This is a genomic window from Nonomuraea sp. NPDC050451, assembly GCF_044458585.1.
In genome coordinates this window covers 650609-673615 of record NZ_JBITHZ010000004.1, presented here as the reverse complement: position 1 = coordinate 673615, position 23007 = coordinate 650609, and the positions used below count along the sequence as shown (strand labels likewise).

The following is a 23007-nucleotide window of genomic DNA, read 5'->3' as shown; positions in this document are numbered from 1 at the left end:
GCCCGCACTCGGGGGGAGGGCAGAAGGCGGCGTCCGTCACGGGACCGCGACGGCGGGGACCGTGACCGGGCCGAGGAGCGGGTTGAGCACGTCCGACTGGGACTGTCCCGACGGGACGAGCACATCGAGCGCCTTGGGCACCGTGCCGGGGTCAACCGAGCACAGCGGCCCGGTGCCACCCTCGGCGCAGACCCCGAACTGGTACGGCTGCGGCGTCGCTGCGAACCCCCTGGCCTGGTCGGCGCTGAAGCCGTCCTGCCCGGTGAGCACCACGGCGAAGCGCCACCCTGGGCCGGGTGTCCCGAAGGCGGCCTTGGGCAGGGCGACCGTGATGGTCCGCGTCGTCCCGGACGAGCGCACCGCCGCGCCCGCCTGGGCCGTGCCCGCGGCCGTCACCCAGACCGGCGCAGCGAAGCCCTGCACCTCCACCCGCTGCGACCAGGCGTCCCCCAGGCGGTAGTTGCGCTGCGGGAACGCCGCGTCGTGCGACCGCGTGGCCGCGGCCGGGTCCTGCGCGTAGACGTCGAGCAGCTGGGCGCCCATCTGGTTGCCGAACGTCGGGGTGAGGTCACGCAGCTCGGCCCGCAGGTAGACGGTCGTCGCGTCCGTGATCACCTGGAACCTGCGCAGGTCGAACGCCCCGGCGTGGAAGTCCCCGGCGGTCGGGTACGCGTACGTGCCGGGCCCGTTGTCGTCGCCCTCCGGGTCGGCGACGTCGAGCACGGTCGTGGCGCCCACGATGTCGCCGACGACCGTGCGCCGGGCGTAGGCGGTGCGGCCGTCGGATGCGGTGGCCGTCACGGTGAGCACGACCTCCCCGAACGACACCGGTGCCCGCGCCGTGAAGGCGCCGTCCGATCCGGCGCGTACGGAGACGACCTGGGTGGGCGCGCCGGTGTCGATGGGCGTGGCCGCGACGTCCACCCGCGCCCCCGGTGACGTGGTGCCCTCGACGGTCGCCGACGTGCCCGCGACCGCCGTGCCGTCCGCGGGGGCGGTGACGGTCAGCGGGGCGGCCTGGGGCAGGCCGCGGGCGGCGTAGCGGAGCCGTACGACGTCCGGCTGCTCGACGGGGCGGGTGGAGCCGAGCGACAGGACGAGCCGGACGACCTGGGCCTGGGCCCAGGTCAGCGGGGACGCCGAGCCCGCCGGGCCGCCGTCGCGGAAGCCGATCGAGGCGGTGGCCGGGTCGGTGCCGTACGGCGAGGCGGCCAGGTCCGGGTTCTCCCACGCCTGCTCGGGGATCAACCCGGTGCCCGACGACATGGCCCGCATGGCCGCCAGCAGCGTGGCGGCCGAGGCGAAATCGCGGGTCTGGAGCGCCTGCTCGGCCCGCTCGCCCGCGAGCACCGGCCACAGGTGGCCGGAGCCCGTGTTGCCGGTGGGCCAGGGGCGGCCCGACGGCGCGCACGAGGTGGGGTCGGGCTCGTGGCAGTCGCCGTAGCCGTCCTCGGTGCCCGCGGTGTCGGAGCCGTAGCGGTACCAGCCGGGGCCGCCTGCCGTCGTACGCCTGAGCACCCGGTCCACCACCGGCAGGCTGGCCAGCACGTCGGGGTCGTCGGCGGGCAGGATGCCGAGCCGGGTGAGCTCGAGGAAGCCCGCGTCCACCACCCTCCTCTGGTCCTCGGTGGGGCCGCCGTTGCCCAGGTTGTACGACGTGGCCGCGTTCGGGTCGCCACCGCGCGACAGCCGCAGGAAGTAGCGCGGGGCGTACGGGCCGGTGGTCGTGACCGTCCACGACTTGATCGAGCGGGCGAAGTGGTCGGCCGCGCCCCGGTAGATCCGGGCCCTGGCCTGGTCACCGGCCCGGGCGGCCAGCTCGCCCGCCGCGACGAGCCCGGCGATCTCGGCCGCGATCGTGGACGGCGAGTGGCCCGACTGCTCCTCCCACCGCTCCACGCCGAACGCGGGCCCGTGCGCCACCAGGAAGTCGGCCGCCGCCCGCACCCGCTCCCACACCCCGGTGAGCCCCGACTGGTAGGCCATCAGGATCGGGTACGCGGTCTCGTCGAGCTGGTCGCCGCCGGAATCGGGCGCCAGTTTGCCGTTCAGCAGCGAGTTGCGCGGCATCCGGCCGTCGGGCAGTTGCTGACGTTCCAGCAGGAAACGGGCGGTGTCGCGGGCCGTGGCCACGTCGCCGGCGGCGAGGAAGCCGGTGAACGCCTCGTACAGGTCACGGGCGAACACCTCGCGGTAGGAGCCGAAGTAGACCGCCTTGCCGCCGACCAGCTCGCCCGCGCCCACCGCCTGCCCCCACGGGCTGGCCAGCGACGCCACGACCGCGCCGGGGAACGTCTTGTCCTCGCTGGCCTTGAGCACGTTCGCGGACAGCCGGTAGAGGTCGGCCTGCGCGCCGGGCGGCCTGCGCAGGCGCGCGTTGTAGGCGGCCCAGCCGGACTCGTACCGGGCGCGGGTGCTCTCGAACGGCCGGGCGGCCGCCTCGCCGGCGGTCCGCAGCGCGGCGGCCCTGGTCCGGCCGAACCCGAGCGCGAACGTCACCTCACCCTTCCCGTCGATCGGCAGCCTGGCGGTGGCGACCACGTTGCCGGCGGGGGCCTCAGTGTAGGGGGTGAGCTCGCGGGCGGCGTCGAGCTGGGTGGCGCCGTCGCCGGGCGTGCCCGCGTAGCCGACGCTCGCCTGCGGCAGCCGCCGCTCGGCCCGCAGCGCCAGGTGGGTGGGCACGGCGTAGTCGCGGGCGGGGGCGGAGGTCTCGGTGTTCTCGTCGGAGATCACGGGGGCGCCGGTGGGGCCGTCGACCACGCCGGTGTCGGGGCCGCCGTTGGGCTGCCCGCCGCCGCCGTTGCCGTTCACGCTCGCGTCCAGCCGTACGTACAGCCGGAGCCCGGCGGGCTGGAGCCGGGTGCGCACCACCACGGCGTCGCGGTCGGGGTCGGTGACGTAGGTGGTGGTCAGGCGGTAGCGGCCGCTCCTGCTCGCCGAGGTGACGGTGCAGGTCATGCCGGAGCGGTCGGTGCTAACCTGGTAGGTGGTGTCGCGGGACTGCAGTTCGGTGAACGTCTTTCCGTCGGTCACGACGAACTGCATGGTTTCGACGTTCGTGTTGTCGATCGTGGGCTCGTACACGTCGGACAGGACTCCGCCCGCGACGGTGTACCAGACCTTGGACGTCCTGCCGGTGGCCGTGCCCACGCAGTCCTTGCGGGCCAGGCCGAAGTGCGACGGCGCCCCGGGCGCGCCCGGGGCGGGGGTCGCGGCCAGGACGGGATCGAGCGGCACGGCGGCGAGCGCGGCGGAGACGAGCAGGGCAAGGACGGAACGTCGGATCGCAGGCATGCCGGGCTCCCCTCCAGACCCCCGATGGCTAGAGACAAGACCAGCCCCACCCGACTGTCAAGCCCCGTAGGGTCGGTCGCCGCGGCGTTTCGTCATCCGGAAAGCGGTCTCCGGCGAACCAGGTGCAGGCGACGGTTGTCGTACTCAGTGGAACGATCCCCGCTGGGATCGTCACTACGGGAAGACGCGCCGGGGGCGGCGCGCAAGGGGGATCGATGGACATCGGTGCGAGGTCGCGCCTGGCCTTCCTGGGCGGGGCCAGGCGGGGATCGGCCAGGACGGTCGCCACGGCGGTGCTGGTGGCGATGACCTGCGGCGCGAGCACACTGGCGGCGCCTTCCCAGGCCGCCCAGGCGGCTCCACCGCCGGGCGCGGCCTCGAGCGCGCCCGCATCCGGCGCGTGGGGTGTGATGGCGTCCGGGGCGTCGGGCACGACGGCGTCCGGGGCGTGGGGTGCGACGGCGTCCGGGGCGTGGGGTGCGGCGGCGTTGTCAGCACCCGATGACAGGACCGGTACCGGGCCACTGCCGCGGCCCCGCGTCGACTGCCGCCGCGTCAAGTGCGTGGCACTCACGTTCGACGACGGCCCCGGCCCCTACACCGACACGCTGCTGGCCTACCTGGCCGCCTACCACGCCCACGCCACGTTCTTCGTCGTGGGCGGCAACGTCGTGACGTACCCCCGTGTCCTGCGCCGCACCGTCGCGGCCGGGCACGAGATCGGCAACCACACCTGGTCGCACCCCGACCTGACGAGACTGCCGCCCGCCCGGGTGCGCTCCCAGCTGGGCCGCACCGACCAGGCGATCAGGGCGGTCACGGGCGTCGTGCCCAGGCTCGTCCGCCCGCCGTACGGGGCCCTCAACGCCACCGTGCGCCGCCAGACCGACCGCCCGATGGTGCTGTGGAGCGTGGACACCCTCGACTGGCGCTTCCGCAGCAGCGCCACGGTGGCGCGCCGGGCGCTCAGATCGGTGCGGCCCGGCAGCGTCATCCTGTTCCACGACATCCACCCGACGACCGTGCGGGCCATGCCGCGCGTGCTGCGGAAGCTGGCCAAGCGCGGCTACCGGTTCGTCACCGTCAGCGAGCTGTTCGGCGGCCACCCGCCGCGCCTCGTCTTCGGCGCCCCCTGAGCTGCTCTGATCAAATCTTCGGGCCAAGTCTGAACACTTCTCGCATTCCCCGCGTATCTCCGGATGTGAGCGGTGATCGCGCTTAGGCGCCGACCAGAAAGGATGCGTCACCGGCAGCAGGGACACCGCGTGGGCCGGCCGGGCTGCCGGCCCACGCGGGCTGTGCACGCCGCCGATCTCCAGCAGCGTCCGTTCGATGTTGCCCCGCCTCACCTCCTCCGGCGACCCGGCCAGGGCCCACGCCGTCAACTCCGTCGCCGTGGAGACGGTCTACATCGGATCGCCCTTATGGGTGAGCGGCTGGGAATCCTGGTCGCGCTCTGGTCGGCTGGCTGACGACCGCCGGCCAGATCGGCAGCGCCACCGGCGCGACACTGGCCGGCCCTCTCGCCGACCGCTACGGCGGCGGCCCGGCGTTCCTTCTGGTGACCGTCGCGCTGGGAACCGGCCTGGCCATCGCGCTTCACCGTAAAGAAACCCTGCCCCGCGACAGCGGAGAGTGAGCACAGCGAAGCGCGGGCAAAGAGCCCACCCCCGGGCGTCAATCTTCCACCAACCGCCACATCGGTCCGCCCATCGCGGGCAGCGAGGCGTAGGCAGCAACACTCGCTCGCTCTCAGGGAGAACGCCATGATTCGAACGCTCCACAAGATGGGGATCCGGTCCGGCATGCTGTACGCGGCAGGCCTGGCCTCGATAGGGCTCTCGGTCGCGACCTGGACCGCCTCGCTCAAGTACGAGCGCGCCGGCATCGACCGGGCCGACCGGTGGGGCATCTTCGTCGGGCAGTGGGCTCCCACGCTTTTCGCGCTCGGCACCGCTCTGCGCATCGAGGAGACGCGGGAGGAGCTTCCCGAGGAGTTCCAGCGCATGGAACGCGAGATGCGGGCGCCCGCCGCAGCGCGTGCCTGACCACGGAACCGCTCTGGTCCGCTGCGTCGACGGCGCCCGATCGACGGTCAGCGGACCGGGGCGAGGTTCCAGGTGCGGGCGGTCTGATCGCGGCTGCCGCTGACGGCGACCGGCCGGCCGTCGAGCAGGCCCACCGCCACCGACCAGACGCAGTCGGAATGTCCGGTGAACGGGGTGCCGAGCGGTCTCCTGGTGTTCAGGTCCCACACGCGTACCGTTCGGTCCTCGCTGCCCGTGACCGCCACGGGGGTGCCGTCGAGGTTGCTCATCGCCACCGACCAGACGAGGCCGGTGTGGCCGGTGAGCGGGGTGCCGAGTTGCCTCCAGGCGATCAGGTCCCAGACCCGGACGGTCATGTCCTCGCCGCCGGTGACCACCACGGGGGTGCCGTTCAGGAAGCCCAGCGCCACCGACCGCACCCAGCCGGAGTGGCCGGTCAGCGGCCGGCCGAGCTGTTTCCTGGAAGCCAGATCCCAGACGCGCACGGTCCCGTCGTCGCCGGTGGTGACGGCCACGGTCGCGCCTGCGGCCTGGCCGACGGTGACGGCCCACACCCCGCCCTCGTGGCCGGTCAGCGGGTCGCCGTACTCCTTGGCCGTACGCAGGTCCCAGACGCGGGCGGTGCCGTCGGTGGAGGCGGTGACGGCCACGTGCCGGCCGCCGATCCGGCCGGTCGCCACGGACTTGACGTCACCCGTGTGCCCGGCCAGGACGCGGGACCCGCCGGTGGGAAGCTCCCAGACGCGGGCGGTGTCGTCGTCGCTCGCGGTGACGGCGATCGGCGCGCCGTCGAGCTGGTCGAGGACGACCGATCTGACCCATTCGGTGTGGCCGGCGAGCGGCCGGCCGATCTGCTGGGAGGTGCGGAGGTTCCACAGGCGGGCGGTCTCGTCGTCCGAGCCGGTCAGGGTGACGGGGACGCCGTCGAGGGTGCCCAGGGACACCGCCCGTACGTCGTTGGCGTGGCCGGCCAGGGGCTTGCCGAGCTCCGCGCCGAACCGGAGGGCGGGCGCGGCCGGACGTACCGGATCCCGCTCGCGCGGCCACATCGCCACGGCCACGGCCGCCGCCGCGGCGGCCACCCCGACGGCCAGCACTGCGCGGCGCGGCACCCGGCGGGGCGGCGCGGTCTCGAGGGAGGCGTCGGGCAGCGGGGCGGGCATGGTCAGGGTGTCGTCGCCGGTCAGGGCGCGGACCAGGTCGTCCGCCGTGAGCCGCCGGGCGGGGTTCTTGTCCAGGCACGTGGTCACCAGGGACCTGAGCGACGCGGGCACGCCGGACAGGTCGGGCGGGTCGTACAGGAGCGCGTGCAGCACCGCCGCCACCGACTCCCCCGCGAAGGCCCGCCGCCCCGTCGCCGCGAACACCATCGTGGCCGCCCAGCTGAACACGTCCGCCGCCGGCCCCACCTCGCCGCCGCTCACCTGCTCGGGCGCCATGTACCCGGGCGTGCCGAACGCCCCGGTCTGCGTGACGGCGTGGTCGAGCGCCCGCGAGATGCCGAAGTCGATCACCACGGGGCCCTCGGGCCCGAGGATGACGTTGCCCGGCTTCAGGTCGCGGTGGACGACCCCGGCGCGGTGGATGGCGGCCAGCGCCGTCGCCGTCGCCACCGCGAGCCGTTCCAGCCCGCCCCCGGTGCGGGGGCCGTCCTTCCTGACGGCGCGTTCGAGGGATTCGCCGCGTACGTACTCGCTCACGATGTACGGCCGGTCGGCCTGCATCCCCATGTCCAGCACCCGCGCGGTGCAGAACGGGGCGACCCGGCGGGCGAGGTCCACCTGCCTGAAGAACCTGCGCCGCGCCTCGGGATCGTCCGAGAGCCTGGCGTGCAGCACCTTGATCGCGACCTCGTCGCCCGACGGGCTCAGGCCCACGTAGACCACGCCCTGCCCGCCCTCGCCGAGGAACCGGGTGAGGCGGTAGGCGGCGATCTGACCGAGGTGGTCCCCCGATTGCGGACGCGACACTGCTTCCCTCTTCGAATCGCGCAGGAGCTTCAGCACCGGATACTACGATTCGGAAGGCCCTCGTGGATGACCCCGGAGGGCGACATAAATGGACATATTTGCCCTGGTCAGAGAAACGTCATGCGCTGTTTCCCGGTGATTCATCTCCCGGAGAACGTGCGGGCGGCCCCGTACCGGACGGGGCCGCCCGCGGCGTCAGGCGAGCAGGCCCGCCAGCGCCAGAGCGGGCTCCGGGTGATCGGCCAGGAGCGCGGTGACCTCACCGCGCCCCGGTGCCGGGGCCTGCCACGAGCCCTCGCAGCCGAGCAGCCCCGCCACCGCGTCACACGCGGCCGGATGCCCCATGAGCAGCTCGGCCACCGGCCCCGACGCGACCGGCGCGGCGGCCGCCACGGCGGCGGGACGCGCCGTCCACGGCGGCACCCAGCCGTCCACGGCGGCCAGCGTGCCGGGGAAGGTGCGCCCGGCCTCGCGTACGAGCGCCGGCATCAGCTCGCCCGCCTGGTCCCGCAGCGCCGTGATCAGCTTCGGCAGCCACGGCAGCAGCACCCGGTCGGGCAGCTGACCGAACGCCTTCGAGATCACCTCCACCACGAAGCCCGACAGGGCCGGGACGGGCTCCATCGCCTGGACGAACCCCAGGATGTAGAGCGGGAACGACGGGACGACCAGCGGGTTGGCCAGCAGCTCGTCGCATCGCGCCCGCAGCTCGGCCAGCGGCAGCAGCCCGAGCTGCGACCGCGCCGCCCACAGCAGCGCCACCTTGTCCGGCGCCTCCGGATGCGACTGCTGCACGGCCAGCTCCAGCTGGGCCCGGTCGCAGCCCAGCGAGAGCGCGAGGCTCTCCATCGAGAACAGGAACCCCAGCATGGCCGCCACCTGCCGCGTCCCCGTGTCGTCGGCCACGAAGGCCGTCGGCAGGAGGGTGCAGTAATGCGCGTAGCCGGAGGTCGCGAACTCCTCGCACCAGGCCGGCAGCTCCGGCTCGTGGGCGCGGTAGTAGGACATCAGCCGCCGGATCCTGCGCAGCACCTCGGGCGCGTCGTCCACGCTCCGCTCGGACGCCAGCAGCTCCACGGCCCGCTGCCCCAGCTCGTCGGCGAAGCGGCGGCTGCCGAGGAAGAGCACCGCGTCCTCGACGGCCGCCAGCGCGACGGCCGCCGTGGCCTTGGGGTCCCACACCGAACGGCGCAGCCGCTGCTCCATCACCTGCTCGATGGTGACGCCCTCGTAGCCCAGCTCGATGATCGAGCGCTGGTGCTTGCCGAACGCCACGTCCCAGCTCTCCTGGATCGAGCGCTCCCCCAGCCCGCGCTCGCCCATGATGGGGCGCACGGCGTCCGACGGCAGCAGGTACCGCAGCATCCACAGCAGGTCGGAGCAGGGCACCAGCTCGGGGTTGGCGTTGAGGTCGAGCAGCGCCCGCTGGATCGTGCGTTTCTCCAGGTCGAGCTTGAGCGGCGCGAGCCGGTCGTACACGTCGCGGGCCAGCGGCGGCAGGGCGTCGTAGCCGACCTCGCCGACGCGGTCGCCGCCGAGCATGATCTCGCACAGCCGCCGCACGTCACGGCGGCCCGGCACGACGTCCTTCTCGATGCAGGTGACGGCCGCGTCCTGGAAGTCGTACGGGGTGGGCCTGGCCCGGTTGCGCAGGCCGGCGAGCAGGATCGAGGTCTCGAACACCGCGATGGCGTCGGCGGTGCTGGCCAGGTAGCCGTTGCGGCGGGCCAGCCGGACGATCTCCACGCTCCAGCCGAGCAGCTCGGCCTCGTCCAGCTCGTCCAGCGCCGGCGGCTTCGACAGGAACCCGGTCAGCCGGTCGGCCACCTCGCCCTGGGGGACGGGCGCGGGCAGCTTGGCCACGCGTTTGCGCGTGCCCCGCTGCCCGGCCAGCTGGAACGGGGTCAGCTTGCTGCGGGTCAGCGACTTCTCCCAGGTCGCCGCCGCGATCGACACCGAGCCGGAGGCCAGCCCGAACTGGGCCTCGATGGCCGAGTGGCTGGACGGGATGAGGCCGTACAGCCATTTCGTGCCGGTTCGCGGGGTGATCTCGAAGGTCGCCGTGGACCTCAGCCCGAACTGCTCGACGTGGCTGGCGGCGTGGAAGGCGCCGCACACGTACAGGCAGTCGGCCGGGTCGGCGCCCGAGGCGGCCAAGTGCTCGCGCATCCTGGTCCACATGTAGCGCTCGCGGTCCTCGTCCACGGTCCGGCGGCCGCCGTCGCGGTCGAGGCGGCGGAACAGGCTGCCGATCAGCACCATGACCTGGCGGTAGGTGTCGTAGTCGGCGCCTGACAGCGGCTGCTCGACGTACTGGTCCCACCACTCGGACCAGTGGCGCACCTTGCCGTGGTGCAGCAGGTGCTCCTCCAGCTCGGCGAAGCGCGGGCGCAGGTCGCCGAGCTCGACGCCCACCGCGTCGCCGTGCAGGCCGGCCTCTTCGGCGTGCTCCTTCTTGCCGGGCTCCTCGTTCGGCGCCCACTGGAAGACGTGGTCCGTCGAGCGGTCGACCAGGACCAGCTCGACGCCCGGGGTCTCCAGCGCGTACGAGATGGCCTGGTACTCGGCGGACGCCTCGGTGATGGGCGCCACCACGCTGAGCGGCGCCCACGACGGCGGGAAGCCGTCGATCTGGGTCGCGAACGCCTGCACCGCCACCGGCAGCCGGCAGTTGCGCAGCTCGGTCAGCAGCGGCTGCAGGTCCTCGCAGAGCTCCAGGTAGATGACCTTCGGCTGCTTCTCCCGCAGCCTGCGCACCATCGCCAGCGCCGAGGCCGGCGAGTGGTGGCAGACCGGGAAGATCTCCAGCTCCTCGCGCAGCGCCCGGTCCACGTCGTCCACCAGGCCGGACAGGATGTCCGACACGGTCACGGGACTGTCGGCGAACGCGGCGGCGGCGTCGAGGAGCTGCTCTCGCAGCGCGCCGAACGGGCTCGTCTGGCCGGTCATGAGAGCGTGGCGATGGCCTCGCGGCCGCCCTCGAGGAACTCCGGCCACTCCCCGCCGTCCTTCTTGCTGCGGGGCTCGACGACGCCGTGCCAGTACTTGTTGAGGATCGCGAGGTCCTCGGGGCTGCGCCGGGCCAGCGAGCCGACCAGCGAGCCGGCGAGGGTCTGCGCGCGCAGCACGCGGTCGCCGAAGAAGTGGCTGTGCAGGATGGCGTCCTCGAGCACGCCGATCTGCTCGGCCGTGGACAGCGCCGACTCCAGCTTCTCGTCGTCGCTGGTGGCCGACGCGGCGGCCGAGCGCAGGTCGGCGAAGCTCTGCAGCAGGATGTCCAGCAGCGTCGGCGGCAGGTCCAGCTCGATCTTGTGCCGGCGCAGCAGCTCCTCGGTGCGGAACCGGACGATCTCCGCCTCGCTCTTCTTGTTCGACACGACGGGGATGCGGACGAAGTTGAAGCGGCGCTTGAGGGCCGAGGACAGGTCGTTGACGCCCCGGTCACGGCTGTTGGCGGTGGCGATGATGGAGAAGCCGGGCTGGGCGAAGACGATGTTGTCGTCGTCGAGCTCGGGGATGGAGACGTACTTCTCCGACAGGATCGAGATCAGCGCGTCCTGCACGTCGCTGGTCGAGCGGGTCAGCTCCTCGAAGCGGCCGATCACGCCCTTCTCCATCGCCGTCATGATCGGCGAGGGGATCATCGACTCGCGGGACTGGCCCTTGGCGATGACCATGGAGACGTTCCAGGAGTATTTGATGTGGTCTTCCGTCGTGCCCGCCGTGCCCTGGACCACAAGGGTGGAGTTGCGGCAGATGGCCGCGGACAGCAGCTCGGCCAGCCAGCTCTTGCCGGTGCCCGGGTCGCCGATCAGCAGCAGGCCCCGGTCGGAGGCCAGGGTCACGATGCTGCGCTCGACGAAGCTGCGGTCGCCGAACCACTTCTGGGGGATCTCCCGGTCGAGCCCGTCCGAGCGCTCGGAGCCGAGGATGAACAGCCTGATCATGCGGGGGCTCAGCCGCCACGAGAACGGCTTGGGGCCGTCGTCGACCGACTCCAGCCAGTCGAGCTCCTCCGCGTACTTCACCTCTGCGGGGGCGCGCAGCATGTCGTCACTCATGGGTGAGGTCTCCTAAGCGAGGAAGTTCTTGAGCTCGAGGACGAGCTTCCGGATATGGCCTGAGATCACGGGAGTGCCCAGGTCCTTGAGTTTCTGGCGGTACCACGGGTCGACGCTCTGGTGCCCGGAGCTGTTGACCGAGCCGACGGGGATGAACTTGACCCCCGAGCGGTGGATCGCCTCGAAGTCGTTGATCAGCGATCGGTTGTCGTAGAAGTCGGAGATCCACACCATCACGGTGTTGCGCGGATCGGTGATCTTCGGCCGGCCCAGGGCCATCGCCACGGTGCCGTCGGTGCCGCCGCCGAGCGTGGTGCGCAGCAGCACCTCGAACGGGTCGTGCACCCACGGGGTCAGGTCGAGCGCCCGGGTGTCGTATGCGATGAGGTGCACGTCCACCTTGGGCAGCCCGGCGAAGATCGACGCCAGGATGGTGCAGTTGACCATCGCGTCCACCATCGAGCCCGACTGGTCGACGACCACGATCAGGCGGGCCGGGGTGGTGCGGCGGGCGGTCTGCTTGTAGTAGAGCCGGTCGACGTAGAGGCGCTGGTCCTCCGGGCTCCAGTTGGTGAGGTTCTTCCAGATGGTGCGCTCGATGTCGAGGTTGCGGAAGACCCGCTTCGGCGGCACCGACCGGTCGATGACGCCCACGCTGGTCTTCTCCACCTGCGTACGCAGCACCTCGGCGACCTCGTCCACGAACCTGCGGATCAGCGCCTTGGCGTTGGCCAGCGCGACGCCCGACAGGTTGGACTTGTCGCGCAGCAGCTGCTCGATGAGCGACATGCTGGGCGTGAGCTGCCTGGACAGCGCCGGGTCGGCCAGCACCTCGCGCAGGTGCATGCGCTTGACCAGGTCGCCTTCGATGCCCGCCAGGACCGCGGCCACCTCTTCGTCGCCGGGGCTGTGGCGCAGGCCGCCGGGCTCGCAGCCCATGCCCCGCTCGAACCAGCCCGCGTCGTTCTTCCAGCTCTCCAGCCGGCTCGCGGTGACGTTGCCGGTGCCCGTCGAGAACACGTTGAGCAGCAGCTTGGAGACCAGGGCCGCGCGGCGGACCTCGTCGCCGTCCTCGTGGTCCTTCTCGGCCATGAGGTCCTGGAGCTCGTCGGCCAGGCCGGGAAAGCGCTGCACGAGGTTGTCGATCGAGACGCCGGGGTCGAGCAGGGCGGGAGGGAGGCCGAGGTCGTCGACGATGGCCACGCTCGCCCGCTCCAGAGTGGGCTGCTCGTCGGCGCCGAAGACGCGGGACAGCAGGCGCCAGTAGAGCACCTGGCGCCGGGTCGCGTCGGCGCCCTGCACGTTGTCAGTGTCGTTGTCGGGGTCGGTCATTTCCGCAGCAGCCGCCCTGCTCGCTCGCGCAGCACGGCGACCACGTCGCCGGCCTTGGCCTCGGCCTTGACGACCTTGGGGTCGGTGGGTCCCACGGCCCAGTCGCCGTTGTGCGCGGTGACGCTCTTCTTCTTGACCGTGGCCTGCACGGCGAGCGGCTGCAGGAGCCACTGCCCGCCGTCCCAGCGCATCAGGCCGATGCAGGCGGAGGAGGCCGACACCAGCTCGGGCGTGAGCGGCCCGCAGGCCGGCAACCGGTCGAGGGCGACCGGGAGCGAGCTGCCGCCCAGGTCGAGCGTCTCGTCGCGGATCGTGTAGCCCTCCAGGAACACGGGCTCCGCGATGCGTACGGGATGGCGGTCGAGCGGCGGGGTCGCCGGGGCCACGGCCTCGGCGAGCTGGACCCGCGCGGTCGCGAACGGGTCGGCCGCCGCGCCGGCGCTCGCCTTGCCGTCGTGCCACACCAGGTCGCCGCCCGGCAGCAGCGGCATGTCGGCGAGCTCCAGGCTGAGATGCCCGGCCAGCGCGCCCATGAGCACGGGGTGGTCGCCCATCAGCCGCCACACGGACGGGCCGGAGATCGTGTCGACCTTCGCGGCCGCCACGCTCGTGCGTACCAGCCGGGAAGGGGCGCCGCCCGCGGGCTCGAGGATGCCGTGGACCTGCACCCGCACCACGGTGGCGTGCTCGTGCACGTCGGCGCCGAGGATCAGCAGCCGCCCCGAGACCGGCTCGGCGGCGCCGTGCCACGGCCCCTTCTGCGACAGCAGCAGGGCACGCGTCCACAGGTCTGCCCATCTGCGTACGGGCAGCCGGTCCATCGTGGCCACCGGGCAGGACGCTCGCAGCTCCGCCGCCAGGCCGTCGAGCAGCACCGCCAGCCCGCGTAGCTCGGGCGTGGCCAGCAGCGCCTCGATCGCCGGATCGGCGGAGGAGACGACGTCGTGGTCGACGCCGCGCCAGCCGCTGATCGCCAGCTCGCGCAGCCAGCCCCGGCACGCGGCGAGCACGCCCGCCGGGTCGCCCGCGTCTCCGGCGGGCTCCCAGGTGGCGCGGGTGCGGCCCAGCGCCGTGTCGAACCGGGCGAGCAGCGCGTCGTGCACCGCGCCGAGCAGCGCGGCCCGCCCGCCGGCCAGCGCCGCCAGGTGTTCGTCGCCGATCGACCCGGCGGTCACCTTCTCCGCCGCCTCGGCCAGCCGGTCGCCGAGCGGGCTGCCGGCCAGCGCGCCCGCCAGGGCGGCCAGCGCCCCGGACGCCTCCTCGCCCAGCCGGGCGAACCCGTGGGTGAGCGCGTCGTCGAACCCCGTCACCAGGTCGAGCGCCTCGCCGACCCCGGCCGGGGCGTCGCCCAGCAGCTCCCCGAGCTGTACGTCAAGCATCAGCGCACCATCCTCGTCGCGGGGAACCAGTGCAGCTCGGCCAGCGGCTCCGTGCTGTCGGGCACCTCCAGGTAGGCCAGGTGGCGCAGGAACCTGCTGAACACCACGGCGGCCGGGGTGCGCTCGACCGGCCCCTTGATGGAGGACATCAGGAACTGGCCCTCCGGCACCTCCACCCCCAGGTAACGGGACACTCGGTCGAGCCCGTACTGCAGGACCGCCTCGTCGGCCAGCTGGTGGATGTGTTTGCAGGCGTAGCCGTGCAGCGCGCCGCACGGCCGGTTGTTGTTGGTGCTGCAGCTCAGGGCGTGGGTGCCGGCGGTGATGGACGATACGTAGACCCGTTCGATGTCGGATCCGCTCGACACGACCCCCTGCAACCGCCCGTCGGCCAGCTCGACGAAGGGCACCTTCGCCAGCTTCCTCGGCTCGACAGGCGGTACCACCCGTACCACGCTGCGCTGCTCCCACGCGGCTCTGTCCGCGTCCACGACCTCGAACCCTCCCGCCCCGGCCGGTTCACGGGCGCGCGCGGGAGTGCCCGCGCCTTCGCGACCGGCTGATCAATGATCCGGGAACTTACCGGAGCTCACCGACAGATCAGGCCTAAACGATCAAAGCGCGAGGTCCTCGCGGTTTCACGGCGCGTGGTCGCCGTTCACCGCCTCCAGAACGGCGTGCGCGGTCAGGCCCGCGCCGTCCAGTACGGCGGAGACGCGGCCCTTCCTGATCACCACGACGCGGTGGCAGATCTCGGCCAGCTCCTTGGGGTCGCTGGAGGCCAGCAGCTGCACCGCGCCCGCTTGGGCCAGCTCGGCCATGAGGGCGTAGATCTCGGCCCTGGCGCCGATGTCGATGCCCCTGGCCGGGTCGTCCATGAGCAGCACGGACGGGCGGGCGGCGAGCCATTTGGCGAAGACGACCTTCTGCTGGTTGCCGCCGGAGAGCTGGTCCACCGCCTGCTCGATCGAGGACATCCGTACGCCGACCCGCTCCGCGAACACCCGGGCCGCCGCCCGCAGCGCCCCGGCCGCCAGCCACCCGCCGTGCCTGGCCAGGCCGACGGCGTCCACCTGGACGACGTTCTCCCAGACGGATTTGTCGGCGGTGATCCCGACGCCGCGCCGGTCCCCGGAGATGAGCCCGACCCCGGCTTTCACGGCCGCGCGGATGCCGGGGGCCAGATGCGCGCCGCCCGGCAGTTCCACGTGGCCCGAGGCCGGGGACAGGGCGCCCGCGACGACGCGCAGCACGTCGGTGTGGCCGGACCCGACGAGCCCGGCGATGCCCAGGATCTCGCCGGGCGCGGCCTCCAGGCTCACCTCGTGCAGCCGCCCCGGCACGGTCACCGAGACCAGCCGGAGCGGCCCCGCCCCCGCCGCGTTCGATGAGCAGGCGGGTGGTCACGTACCGCTACTAGGGACTGAGCAGGAGTTGCTCAGCCGTGTGCCCCGAACGGTGCTGGGCACACTGGTCGCCCGCTTGCTCGCCACGGTCCAGTGGCATGCATCGTGTGCATGATCCGGTGTGCGGGGGGCGGGTTTCCTCACGCCCGCAGGCCTCCGGTCGGGCCTGGACGGTCCGATGCCCCTGCTCATCGCTCCGGTGAGTAGGGGGCGGTGCCGTCCGTCGCCGGATCGGATGCCCGAGGGCACGTCGCCCGATCGCCACGGCGGCTGCGTCGTGGCGGGTGGTCGTGCGCGTCTTGCCGGTCAGCGGGGCCTGCCAGTGCTGAGCGCCCCACCTGGAGGTGTAGGCCGGGTCCACCGCAACGATCGCGATACCGGCCGCACCTGCCATCGAGACCAGCCGGGCCCGCAAGCGGCCGGTAGGCAGGCCTGAGACGAGCTTGCGGAACCGCTTGCGACGGCCATGCTTCTCCCGGGTCTTCTCCGCCTGAAAGTCCAGGTCCTCGATGGCGATGGTCCGCACGCTGCAGGACTTGGCCCAGGTCAGCAGCCGCCTCAGGGCGTGGCGGACCTGAGCGTCGCGGTGCTCGGCGCTGCCGGACGACTCATAACTGAAGCGGCGCGGGTTGCCGATCGGGTTGCCGTGGGTGTCGAGCCGCCAGGCGGCCAGGTGGTCGGCGTTGGTGTCGACCCCGACCACCCCGTGGGTGAGCGCGGCCTGGAGCGGGATGACTGTGGCGGGCGGGGTGTGCCAGGACGCGGTCAGGTACCAGCGGCCGCGCTCGGCGTCCAGATGGATGCGGTAGGCCACCGCCTGATCGGCGTGCACACGATCGGCCCACTCTGTGCCGCGATGCGCGAACCGTATGTGGGCGGACAGCACGTACCGGCCGTGCGGCGCGTTGGCCAGGTGCGCCAGCGGGGCCGGCAGCCTGATCGACACCTCGCCGTCCGGACTGACGCGGATCGTCTCGTTGCCGTACCGCTTGCCGGACTCCCCATCAGCTTGCAGGAACCAGCGCGCGGCCTGCCACCGCGCCCGCCACTCGTGCTCCTCAAGCCCCGCCGCCTCCAGGTGGTGCCGCACTCCGGCCAGCCGTTTGCCGCCCCGCACGATCCGCACCCGCCCGCCCTGCCAATCGGCCCGTACGACGGCCAGGCGATCGGCCAGCACCCGCAGACGGCGGGACTTGGCGAACCACTCCTGCCGCGAACGGTAGCCACCCGGCCCGCCCTTGGCACCCTTCTGACCCACGGGCAGCGACAGCCGCTGCGCGATCGTGGCGATCTCAGCCCGCAGAGCCTGGAGGTGGGCCAGCTGGCCACGCCGGGCCAGCGCCCACTGATCATGGCTGGCTTTGGTGATCGCCCCCGCCCACCGCGCCGACGACTGCGTGGTCAGCTCCCGCTTACGGGCCGCCCACCGATCAGCGCCATGCGCCAATCCGTCCCGGCACCGCACCGCGAGATCCTTCGAGGCCAACGCGCCCAGATGCGCCCCGGTCAGCCGCAGCACCATCTCATCCTGGCCGCTCAGCCCTTTGAGACGATCGCGGATCGCCACCCCGCAGGCAGGGGCGGCGACGTACGGCGCCGCGATCGCCCGCACCTCAGCCACGCCCACCTCCTGGCCTTTACCGAACGTGACCATAAGGCTACCCGTATTCGACCATGCCGGGTAGAACATTCGAGCGATACGCGAGCACCCCGACCACGGCCGCCTGGTTGAGCACCTGGGCCAGCTGCCCGACCTGCAGGAACGTGGCGTCGCGCACCCCGACGACCAGCACCAGCACGACCGTCGCGACGAGCACCCCGGTGAAGTCCTGCCGCAGCACACCCCTCATGCGGCGGCTCCCGGGATAATTGTCGATAATATTGTCAACGAAGCTCGACAACGGGAGGATTCCGTGACCCCTGAGTCCCCGCTGGAGGAGACGCTGACCGACCGGCTCAGAGCGGCCGTGCTCAGCGGGGACTTCGTGCCCAACCAGCGGCTGGTCGAGGCCGACGTGTGCGCGCAGTTCGGAGCCACCCGCGCGGCCGTGCGCGAGACGTTCAGAGAGCTGGCCTCGGAGGGGCTGGTCGAGATCCTACGCAACAAGGGCGCCCGCGTCCGGGCGATCTCCAAGGCGGAGGCCGTCGAGATCACGGAGGTGCGGATGGTGCTGGAGGGCCTGTCCGCCGCCAAGGCCGCCGAGCGCGTCACGCCCGAGGAGGCCGATCGGCTGCGGGAGATCGTCGCCGAGATGCGCGCCGCTGTGGAGCGCAACGACCTCGACCGATATTCGGAGCTCAACGCGGCGCTGCACGCCAAGGTCCGTGAGATCGCCGCCCACCGGACCTCGGCGTCGATCATCGAACGGCTGGGGGCGCAGGTGATCCGGCACAAGTTCCGCCTGGCCCGGCAGCCGGGGCGGGCGGCGCTGTCGTTGCCGCAGCACGAGCTGATCGTGGCCGCCATCGTCGCCCGCGACGCCGAGGCGGCGCAGACGGCCATGCAGCAGCACCTGCGCAGCGTCGCCAAGGCCCTGGAGGCCACCGACTGACGGGCCGACATCGCCCTGGACGCCACCGGCCGACGGGCCGCCATCATGACCCGTCCGGGGCGGGTGGGACGCCGGTGCGGCTCGCTTCTTCCAGGGTGGCGGCCGTGGCGGCGGTCATGGCGTTGGGCACCCCGAGCGACTCCAGCATCCGGGTGGCCGCGTGCATCTCGTGCACCCGTCGCACGCCGTGCTGCCCCGCCCCCTCCAGCAGCCGCACCACGAACCGCTCGTCGGCCGCGGACACCGTCTCCAGCAGGTGCTCCCAGAACCACTCCCCCAGCCCCGCGGCCTCGGCGGCGCGCCGGGACTCGATGACCAGGGCGCTCAGCCCCTTCACCAGCACGCTCCGCAGCAGCTTGCGGGCCGCCGCGTCCCCGGGCGAGCCGCCGATCGGCGTCACGTCCATCCCGTGGCGGCCGGCGAAGTCGGCGAAACGGGCCGCGTCGTCGCCGCTGGCCAGGATCGGGGTCGCCAGGCCCCGCAGCGGGATGGGCGCCATGATCGCCCCGTCCACGGCCGACGCGCCCGCCGACGCCACCAGCTCGGCGATGCGCCGCTTGTCGCCGGGCGCGCTCGTGGACAGGTCGGCGTAGAGCGCGCCGGGCCGCAGGTGGGGGCGGGACTCCTCACAGGCGGCCAGGCTGTCGGCGCCGGTGGTGACGGCGATGACGACGTCGGCCCCGCGTACGGCCTCGGCGTTGCACGCGACCAGCGGCGGCCCGCCGGACGGCGACGGCGGGTGGGCGGGGTCGTAGACGCGTAGGGGCACCCGCGGCGCGAGGCCGCCGGCGAGGACGTGGCCGACCTCGCCGTAGCCGAGCACCGCCACCTGCAAGAGAGAAGCCATATCGTTGACAATATTGTCGAAGGCCATGGTCGGCTAGGCCCGAAATTCCCCATGGAGCCGGATTGCCGATGAAACTGTTGACAATCCGAACGATCGGCTCATAGCGTCAGCGAGTGACCTCGGCAAAGACCCCCACACTTCTGGTGATCAGCGCCCACGCGGGCGACTTCGTCTGGCGCGCGGGCGGCGCCATCGCGCTCGCGGCCAGCCGCGGCGAGCGGGCCAAGGTGGTCTGCCTCAGCTTCGGCGAACGCGGCGAGTCCGCGAAGGCGTGGCGCGCCGGCCGCACGCTCGACGAGATCAAGGCGATCCGCCGCGAGGAGGCGCAGAACGCCGCCACGGCCCTGGGCGCAGGAATCGAGTTCCTCGACGCGGGCGACTATCCCCTGGTGGAGACCCCGGAGCTGGTCGACCGGCTGGTGCGGATCTACCGGGAGACGGAGCCCGACGTGGTGCTGACGCATCCGCTGGCCGACCCGTACAACGGCGACCACCCCGCGGCGGCCCGCATGGCGCTGCAGGCGCGCGTGCTGGCGCAGGCCGCGGGCTACGACGCGCCGGGCGAGCCGCTCGGCGCGCCGCCCGTGTTCTTCTTCGAGCCGCACCAGCCCGAGCAGTGCGACTTCAAGCCCGACGTGCTGCTCGACATCACCCCGGTGTTCGACAGGAAGCGCAAGGCGATGGAGTGCCTGCCGGCCCAGCAGCACATGTGGGACTACTACACCGACCTCGCCAAGCGCCGCGGGGTGCAGCTGCGCCGCAACGCGGGCCCCAACCTGGGCCTGCCGCACGACACCATGGGCGAGGCTTACATGCGGCTCTACCCGCAGGTGACGGACGTGCTGGCATGAGGCACGTGGTCGTCACCGGCACACCGCGGGCGAGCCTCGACCGGATCGACACCCTGGCCGCGTACGGCGTCGCGACCGTCCACGAGGCGCTCGGCCGCACCGGCTTCCTGGGGCCGGGGCTGCGCCCCGCGTGGCCCGGGTGCAGCGCGGGCGGCAACGCGGTCACGGTGCTGTGCTGGCCGGGCGACAACCTGATGATCCACGTCGCGGTCGAGCAGTGTCAGGAGGGCGACGTCCTGGTCGTGACCACGACCTCGCCGTCCACCGACGGGATGTTCGGCGAGCTGCTGGCCACCTCGCTGCGCTCCCGGGGCGTGCGCGGGCTGGTGATCGACGCCGGCGTGCGCGACGTCGCCGGGCTGCGGGCCATGGGCTTCCCCGTGTGGAGCGCGGCCGTCAGCGCCCAGGGCACGGTCAAGGCGACGCCCGGCGCGGTCAACGTGCCCGTCACCGTGGGCGGGCAGCTCGTCCGGCCCGGCGACACGATCATCGGCGACGACGACGGGGTGCTGGTGGTGCCGCGGGCCGACCTGGAGCGGGGCATCTCCGCCTCCGCCGCCAGGGCCGAGAAGGAGGCCGCGGCCCGCGAGGCGTTCGCCAAGGGAGAGCTGGGGCTCGACCGCTACGGCCTGCGCGAGCGGCTGCCCGGGCTCGGCATCACGTACGTGACGGCCGCCGAGTACGACCGATGTGACGGGCCGATGTGACGGGCATGGGCGACGACGACGGCGTGCGGTGCATGCTGATGCGCGGCGGCACCTCCAAGGGCGCCTACTTCCTGGCCGGCGACCTCCCCGGCGATCCCCGGGAGCGCGACGACCTGCTCCTGCGCGTGCTGGGCAGCCCCGACCCGCGCCAGATCGACGGCATCGGCGGCGCGCACCTGCTCACGAGCAAGGTGGCCGTGGTGTCGCCCAGTGCCGATCCCGGCGCCGACCTCGACTACCTCTTCCTCCAGGTCGCGGTGGACGAGCCGGCCGTCTCCGGACGGCAGAACTGCGGCAACCTGCTCGCCGGCGTCGGCCCGTTCGCCGTGGAGCGCGGCCTCGTCCGCCCGCGAGGCGACGACACCGACGTCCGCATCCGCCTGGTGAACACCGGCGGCGTCGCCACCGCCCGCTTCCCCACCCCGGGCGGCCGCGTCGACTACCGCGGCGGCACCGCCATCTCCGGCGTCCCGGGCACGGCCGCGGCCGTGGTGCTCGGGTTCGAGAACACCGCCGGATCGGGCACCGGGCGGCTGCTGCCCACCGGCCGCGAGGTGGACGTGATCGACGGGATCGAGGTGACCTGCGTCGACAACGGCATGCCGGTCGTCGTGGCGGCGGCGCAGGACCTCGGCATCACCGGCTACGAGCCGTACGAGACGCTCGCGGCCGACGCCGGGCTCCGCGAGCGCGTGCAGTCGCTGCGCGTCCAGGCGGGCAAGCTCATGGGGCTCGGCGACGTCAACGGCGAGGCCGTGCCCAAGACCACGCTGGTCGCGCCGCCCAGGGACGGCGGCGCGCTGTGCACCCGCACGTTCATCCCGGTCAGGCCGCACACCGCGATCGGGGTGCTCGGCGCGGTCAGCGTCGTCACCGCCGCACTGCTCCCGAACGGCGTGGCCGGGCGCTTCGCCCGGCTGCCCGAGGGCGCTCGCGTGGACGTCGAGCACCCCACCGGCCACCTGGAGGTCGAGGTGGAGCTCGACCTGTCCACCAGCCCGCCGACCGCGTTGCGGGCGGCGAACGTACGGACCGCGCGCAAGCTCTTCGACGGCACGGTCTTCCCCCGCCCCCGAGATTGAGACGCCCCCAAGGTCGAGACGCCCCGAGGTTGAGATGCCCCCGAGGTTGAGATGAACGCCCTGCTGCACGACATCGCCCACCTCGGCCACGTAGAGCTGCTCACTCCCGAGCCGGAGCGCAGCCTGTGGTTCTTCACCGAGATCCTCGGCATGACCGCCGCCGGGCAGGACGGCGACTCGGTCTATCTGCGCACGTATGACGACTACGAGCACCACAGCCTCACGCTGACGGCCCACCGCACCTCGGGCATCGGGTCCACGGCGCTGCGGGCGAGCAGCCAGGAGGCGCTGGAGCGCCGGGTGCGCGCGATCAAGGACGCCGGGCTGGGCATCGGCTGGCGGGACGGCGCCCCGGGCCGCGGCCCGACGTACGCCTTCCGCGACCCCGACGGCCACGAGCTGGGCCTCTACTGGGAGTCGCAGTGGTACGAGGCGCCCGAGGAGCTGCGTCCCGCGCTGAAGAACCAGCCGCAGGCGTTCCCCGGCCGCGGGGTGGGCGTGCGCCGCCTCGACCACGTCAACTTCCTGGCCGCCGAGGCCGCGGCCGCCGGCGCCTTCGTGCGCGACGTGCTCGGCGCCCGCGTGACCGAGCAGATCATGCTGGACAGCGGCCGGATCTCCGCCCAGTGGCTGCACTTCGCGAACAAGTCCTACGACCTCGTCTACACCGACGACTGGTCGGGCGCCTCGGGCCGGCTGCACCACATCGCGTTCGCCACGAACACCCGCGAGGACATCCTGCGGGCCGCCGACCTCTGCCTGGACAACGGCGTGTTCATCGAGACCGGCCCGCACAAGCACGCCATACAGCAGACCTTCTTCCTGTACGTCTACGAGCCCGGCGGCAACCGCGTCGAGCTGTGCAACCCGCTGACCAGACTCATCCTGGCGCCGGACTGGCGGACGATCACGTGGACGGAGGCCGAGCGGGCCAAGGGCCAGGCGTGGGGGCTGAAGACCATCGCCTCCTTCCACACGCACGGCACCCCGCCCACCGCGTAATCGGCTTTACACCGAAATTTCACTCATTGACGCCTCCGCAGGCAAAGGCTAACGTCGTCTCATAACTTAAAGGAAACTTTCCTAATAGTTTCCTGGCATCCCACTCCTCGCACACCCCCCAACCGGATGTCGGAGCGTCATGAGACACAGCGTCCTGAGCAAGATCCTGGTGGCGTTACTGCTGCCCCTCACGGCCGTGGCGGTCGCCCCGCCGCCGGCCTCCGCCTCGGCGTACGCCGCCCTCGCCGAATGGGCCCCGTGGACGGCGTACACGGCGGGCACGCACGTCACGTACAACGGCGTCGAGTACGAGTGCATCCAGAGCCACACCTCCCAGCCCGGCTGGGAGCCCCCGAACGTGCCCGCCCTGTGGAAGCCCTCGACCGGCGGCGGCACCGACACCACCGCCCCGTCGGTGCCCGGCAACCTGCGCTCGACCGGCGTGAGCGGGAGCACCGTCTCCCTGGCCTGGGACT

19 protein-coding genes are annotated in these 23007 nt (G+C 72.7%); 8 read left to right on the top strand and 11 right to left on the bottom strand.

Features of this window, described 5'->3' with window-relative positions:
* Positions 1 to 36 precede the first annotated feature (36 nt).
* Positions 37 to 3294 carry a glucodextranase DOMON-like domain-containing protein gene (locus ACIBI9_RS18080; protein WP_397223241.1) on the bottom strand — a complete coding sequence of 1086 codons (3258 nt, stop codon included), beginning with the start codon at positions 3292 to 3294 and terminating at the stop codon, positions 37 to 39.
* A gap of 215 nt (positions 3295 to 3509) precedes the next feature.
* Here ACIBI9_RS18080 and ACIBI9_RS18075 point away from each other — a divergent pair, with 215 nt between their 5' ends.
* A complete protein-coding gene (locus tag ACIBI9_RS18075) occupies positions 3510 to 4430 on the top strand; it encodes a polysaccharide deacetylase family protein (protein ID WP_397223240.1) in 921 nt (306 codons plus the stop codon).
* Positions 4431 to 5060: 630 nt separating this feature from the next.
* Positions 5061 to 5342 (top strand): hypothetical protein, encoded by a 282-nt coding sequence (locus ACIBI9_RS18070; protein WP_397223239.1) that lies wholly within the window; start codon positions 5061 to 5063, stop codon positions 5340 to 5342.
* Between the two features lie 47 nt (positions 5343 to 5389).
* Here ACIBI9_RS18070 and ACIBI9_RS18065 read toward each other — a convergent pair whose 3' ends face one another.
* The 9 genes from ACIBI9_RS18065 to ACIBI9_RS18025 all read right to left on the bottom strand — a co-directional run bounded on the left by ACIBI9_RS18065 (position 5390) and on the right by ACIBI9_RS18025 (position 17340).
* Positions 5390 to 7312 carry a serine/threonine-protein kinase gene (locus tag ACIBI9_RS18065; protein WP_397223238.1) on the bottom strand — a complete coding sequence of 641 codons (1923 nt, stop codon included), beginning with the start codon at positions 7310 to 7312 and terminating at the stop codon, positions 5390 to 5392.
* 195 nt (positions 7313 to 7507) lie between these two features.
* The gene (locus ACIBI9_RS18060) at positions 7508 to 10261 is read right to left on the bottom strand and encodes a DUF5682 family protein (RefSeq protein WP_397223237.1); all 2754 of its coding nucleotides are present in this window, start codon (positions 10259 to 10261) and stop codon (positions 7508 to 7510) included.
* Positions 10258 to 11373 carry an AAA family ATPase gene (locus ACIBI9_RS18055; protein ID WP_397223236.1) on the bottom strand — a complete coding sequence of 372 codons (1116 nt, stop codon included), beginning with the start codon at positions 11371 to 11373 and terminating at the stop codon, positions 10258 to 10260. Before ACIBI9_RS18055 ends, ACIBI9_RS18060 begins: the two co-directional genes overlap by 4 nt.
* Positions 11374 to 11385: 12 nt before the next feature.
* Complete coding sequence (locus ACIBI9_RS18050; protein WP_397223235.1) at positions 11386 to 12705, bottom strand: VWA domain-containing protein; 1320 nt, start codon at positions 12703 to 12705, stop codon at positions 11386 to 11388.
* Positions 12702 to 14084, bottom strand: coding sequence for a hypothetical protein (locus ACIBI9_RS18045; RefSeq protein ID WP_397223234.1), 1383 nt, complete (start codon positions 14082 to 14084; stop codon positions 12702 to 12704). Before ACIBI9_RS18045 ends, ACIBI9_RS18050 begins: the two co-directional genes overlap by 4 nt.
* Positions 14084 to 14575 carry a hypothetical protein gene (locus ACIBI9_RS18040; RefSeq protein ID WP_397223233.1) on the bottom strand — a complete coding sequence of 164 codons (492 nt, stop codon included), beginning with the start codon at positions 14573 to 14575 and terminating at the stop codon, positions 14084 to 14086. Before ACIBI9_RS18040 ends, ACIBI9_RS18045 begins: the two co-directional genes overlap by 1 nt.
* 147 nt (positions 14576 to 14722) lie before the next feature.
* On the bottom strand, positions 14723 to 15433 hold the full coding sequence (locus tag ACIBI9_RS18035; RefSeq protein WP_397223232.1) for an ATP-binding cassette domain-containing protein: 711 nt from the start codon (positions 15431 to 15433) through the stop codon (positions 14723 to 14725).
* A 67-nt stretch (positions 15434 to 15500) separates the two neighbouring features.
* Positions 15501 to 17111 carry an IS200/IS605 family accessory protein TnpB-related protein gene (locus tag ACIBI9_RS18030; RefSeq protein ID WP_397223231.1) on the bottom strand — a complete coding sequence of 537 codons (1611 nt, stop codon included), beginning with the start codon at positions 17109 to 17111 and terminating at the stop codon, positions 15501 to 15503.
* Between the two features lie 37 nt (positions 17112 to 17148).
* Positions 17149 to 17340 carry a hypothetical protein gene (locus ACIBI9_RS18025; protein ID WP_397223230.1) on the bottom strand — a complete coding sequence of 64 codons (192 nt, stop codon included), beginning with the start codon at positions 17338 to 17340 and terminating at the stop codon, positions 17149 to 17151.
* A gap of 63 nt (positions 17341 to 17403) precedes the next feature.
* On the opposite strand from ACIBI9_RS18025, the gene ACIBI9_RS18020 reads away from it, so the two are divergent.
* Positions 17404 to 18042 (top strand): GntR family transcriptional regulator, encoded by a 639-nt coding sequence (locus ACIBI9_RS18020; protein ID WP_397223228.1) that lies wholly within the window; start codon positions 17404 to 17406, stop codon positions 18040 to 18042.
* Between the two features lie 43 nt (positions 18043 to 18085).
* Here ACIBI9_RS18020 and ACIBI9_RS18015 read toward each other — a convergent pair whose 3' ends face one another.
* Positions 18086 to 18889 (bottom strand): DUF1932 domain-containing protein, encoded by an 804-nt coding sequence (locus ACIBI9_RS18015; protein WP_397223227.1) that lies wholly within the window; start codon positions 18887 to 18889, stop codon positions 18086 to 18088.
* A 113-nt stretch (positions 18890 to 19002) separates the two neighbouring features.
* On the opposite strand from ACIBI9_RS18015, the gene ACIBI9_RS18010 reads away from it, so the two are divergent.
* The 5 genes from ACIBI9_RS18010 to ACIBI9_RS17990 form a co-directional block, all read left to right on the top strand.
* Positions 19003 to 19740, top strand: coding sequence for a PIG-L deacetylase family protein (locus ACIBI9_RS18010; RefSeq protein ID WP_397223226.1), 738 nt, complete (start codon positions 19003 to 19005; stop codon positions 19738 to 19740).
* A complete protein-coding gene (locus ACIBI9_RS18005) occupies positions 19737 to 20447 on the top strand; it encodes a 4-carboxy-4-hydroxy-2-oxoadipate aldolase/oxaloacetate decarboxylase (RefSeq protein WP_397223224.1) in 711 nt (236 codons plus the stop codon). Before ACIBI9_RS18010 ends, ACIBI9_RS18005 begins: the two co-directional genes overlap by 4 nt.
* 5 nt (positions 20448 to 20452) lie before the next feature.
* The gene (locus ACIBI9_RS18000; RefSeq protein ID WP_397223223.1) at positions 20453 to 21529 is read left to right on the top strand and encodes a 4-oxalomesaconate tautomerase; all 1077 of its coding nucleotides are present in this window, start codon (positions 20453 to 20455) and stop codon (positions 21527 to 21529) included.
* A gap of 51 nt (positions 21530 to 21580) precedes the next feature.
* Positions 21581 to 22531: a catechol 2,3-dioxygenase gene (locus ACIBI9_RS17995; protein WP_397223222.1), complete on the top strand. Its 951-nt coding sequence runs from the start codon at positions 21581 to 21583 to the stop codon at positions 22529 to 22531.
* A gap of 139 nt (positions 22532 to 22670) precedes the next feature.
* On the top strand, positions 22671 to 23007 hold a 337-nt coding region (locus ACIBI9_RS17990), incomplete at its 3' end, for a carbohydrate-binding protein (RefSeq protein ID WP_397223221.1).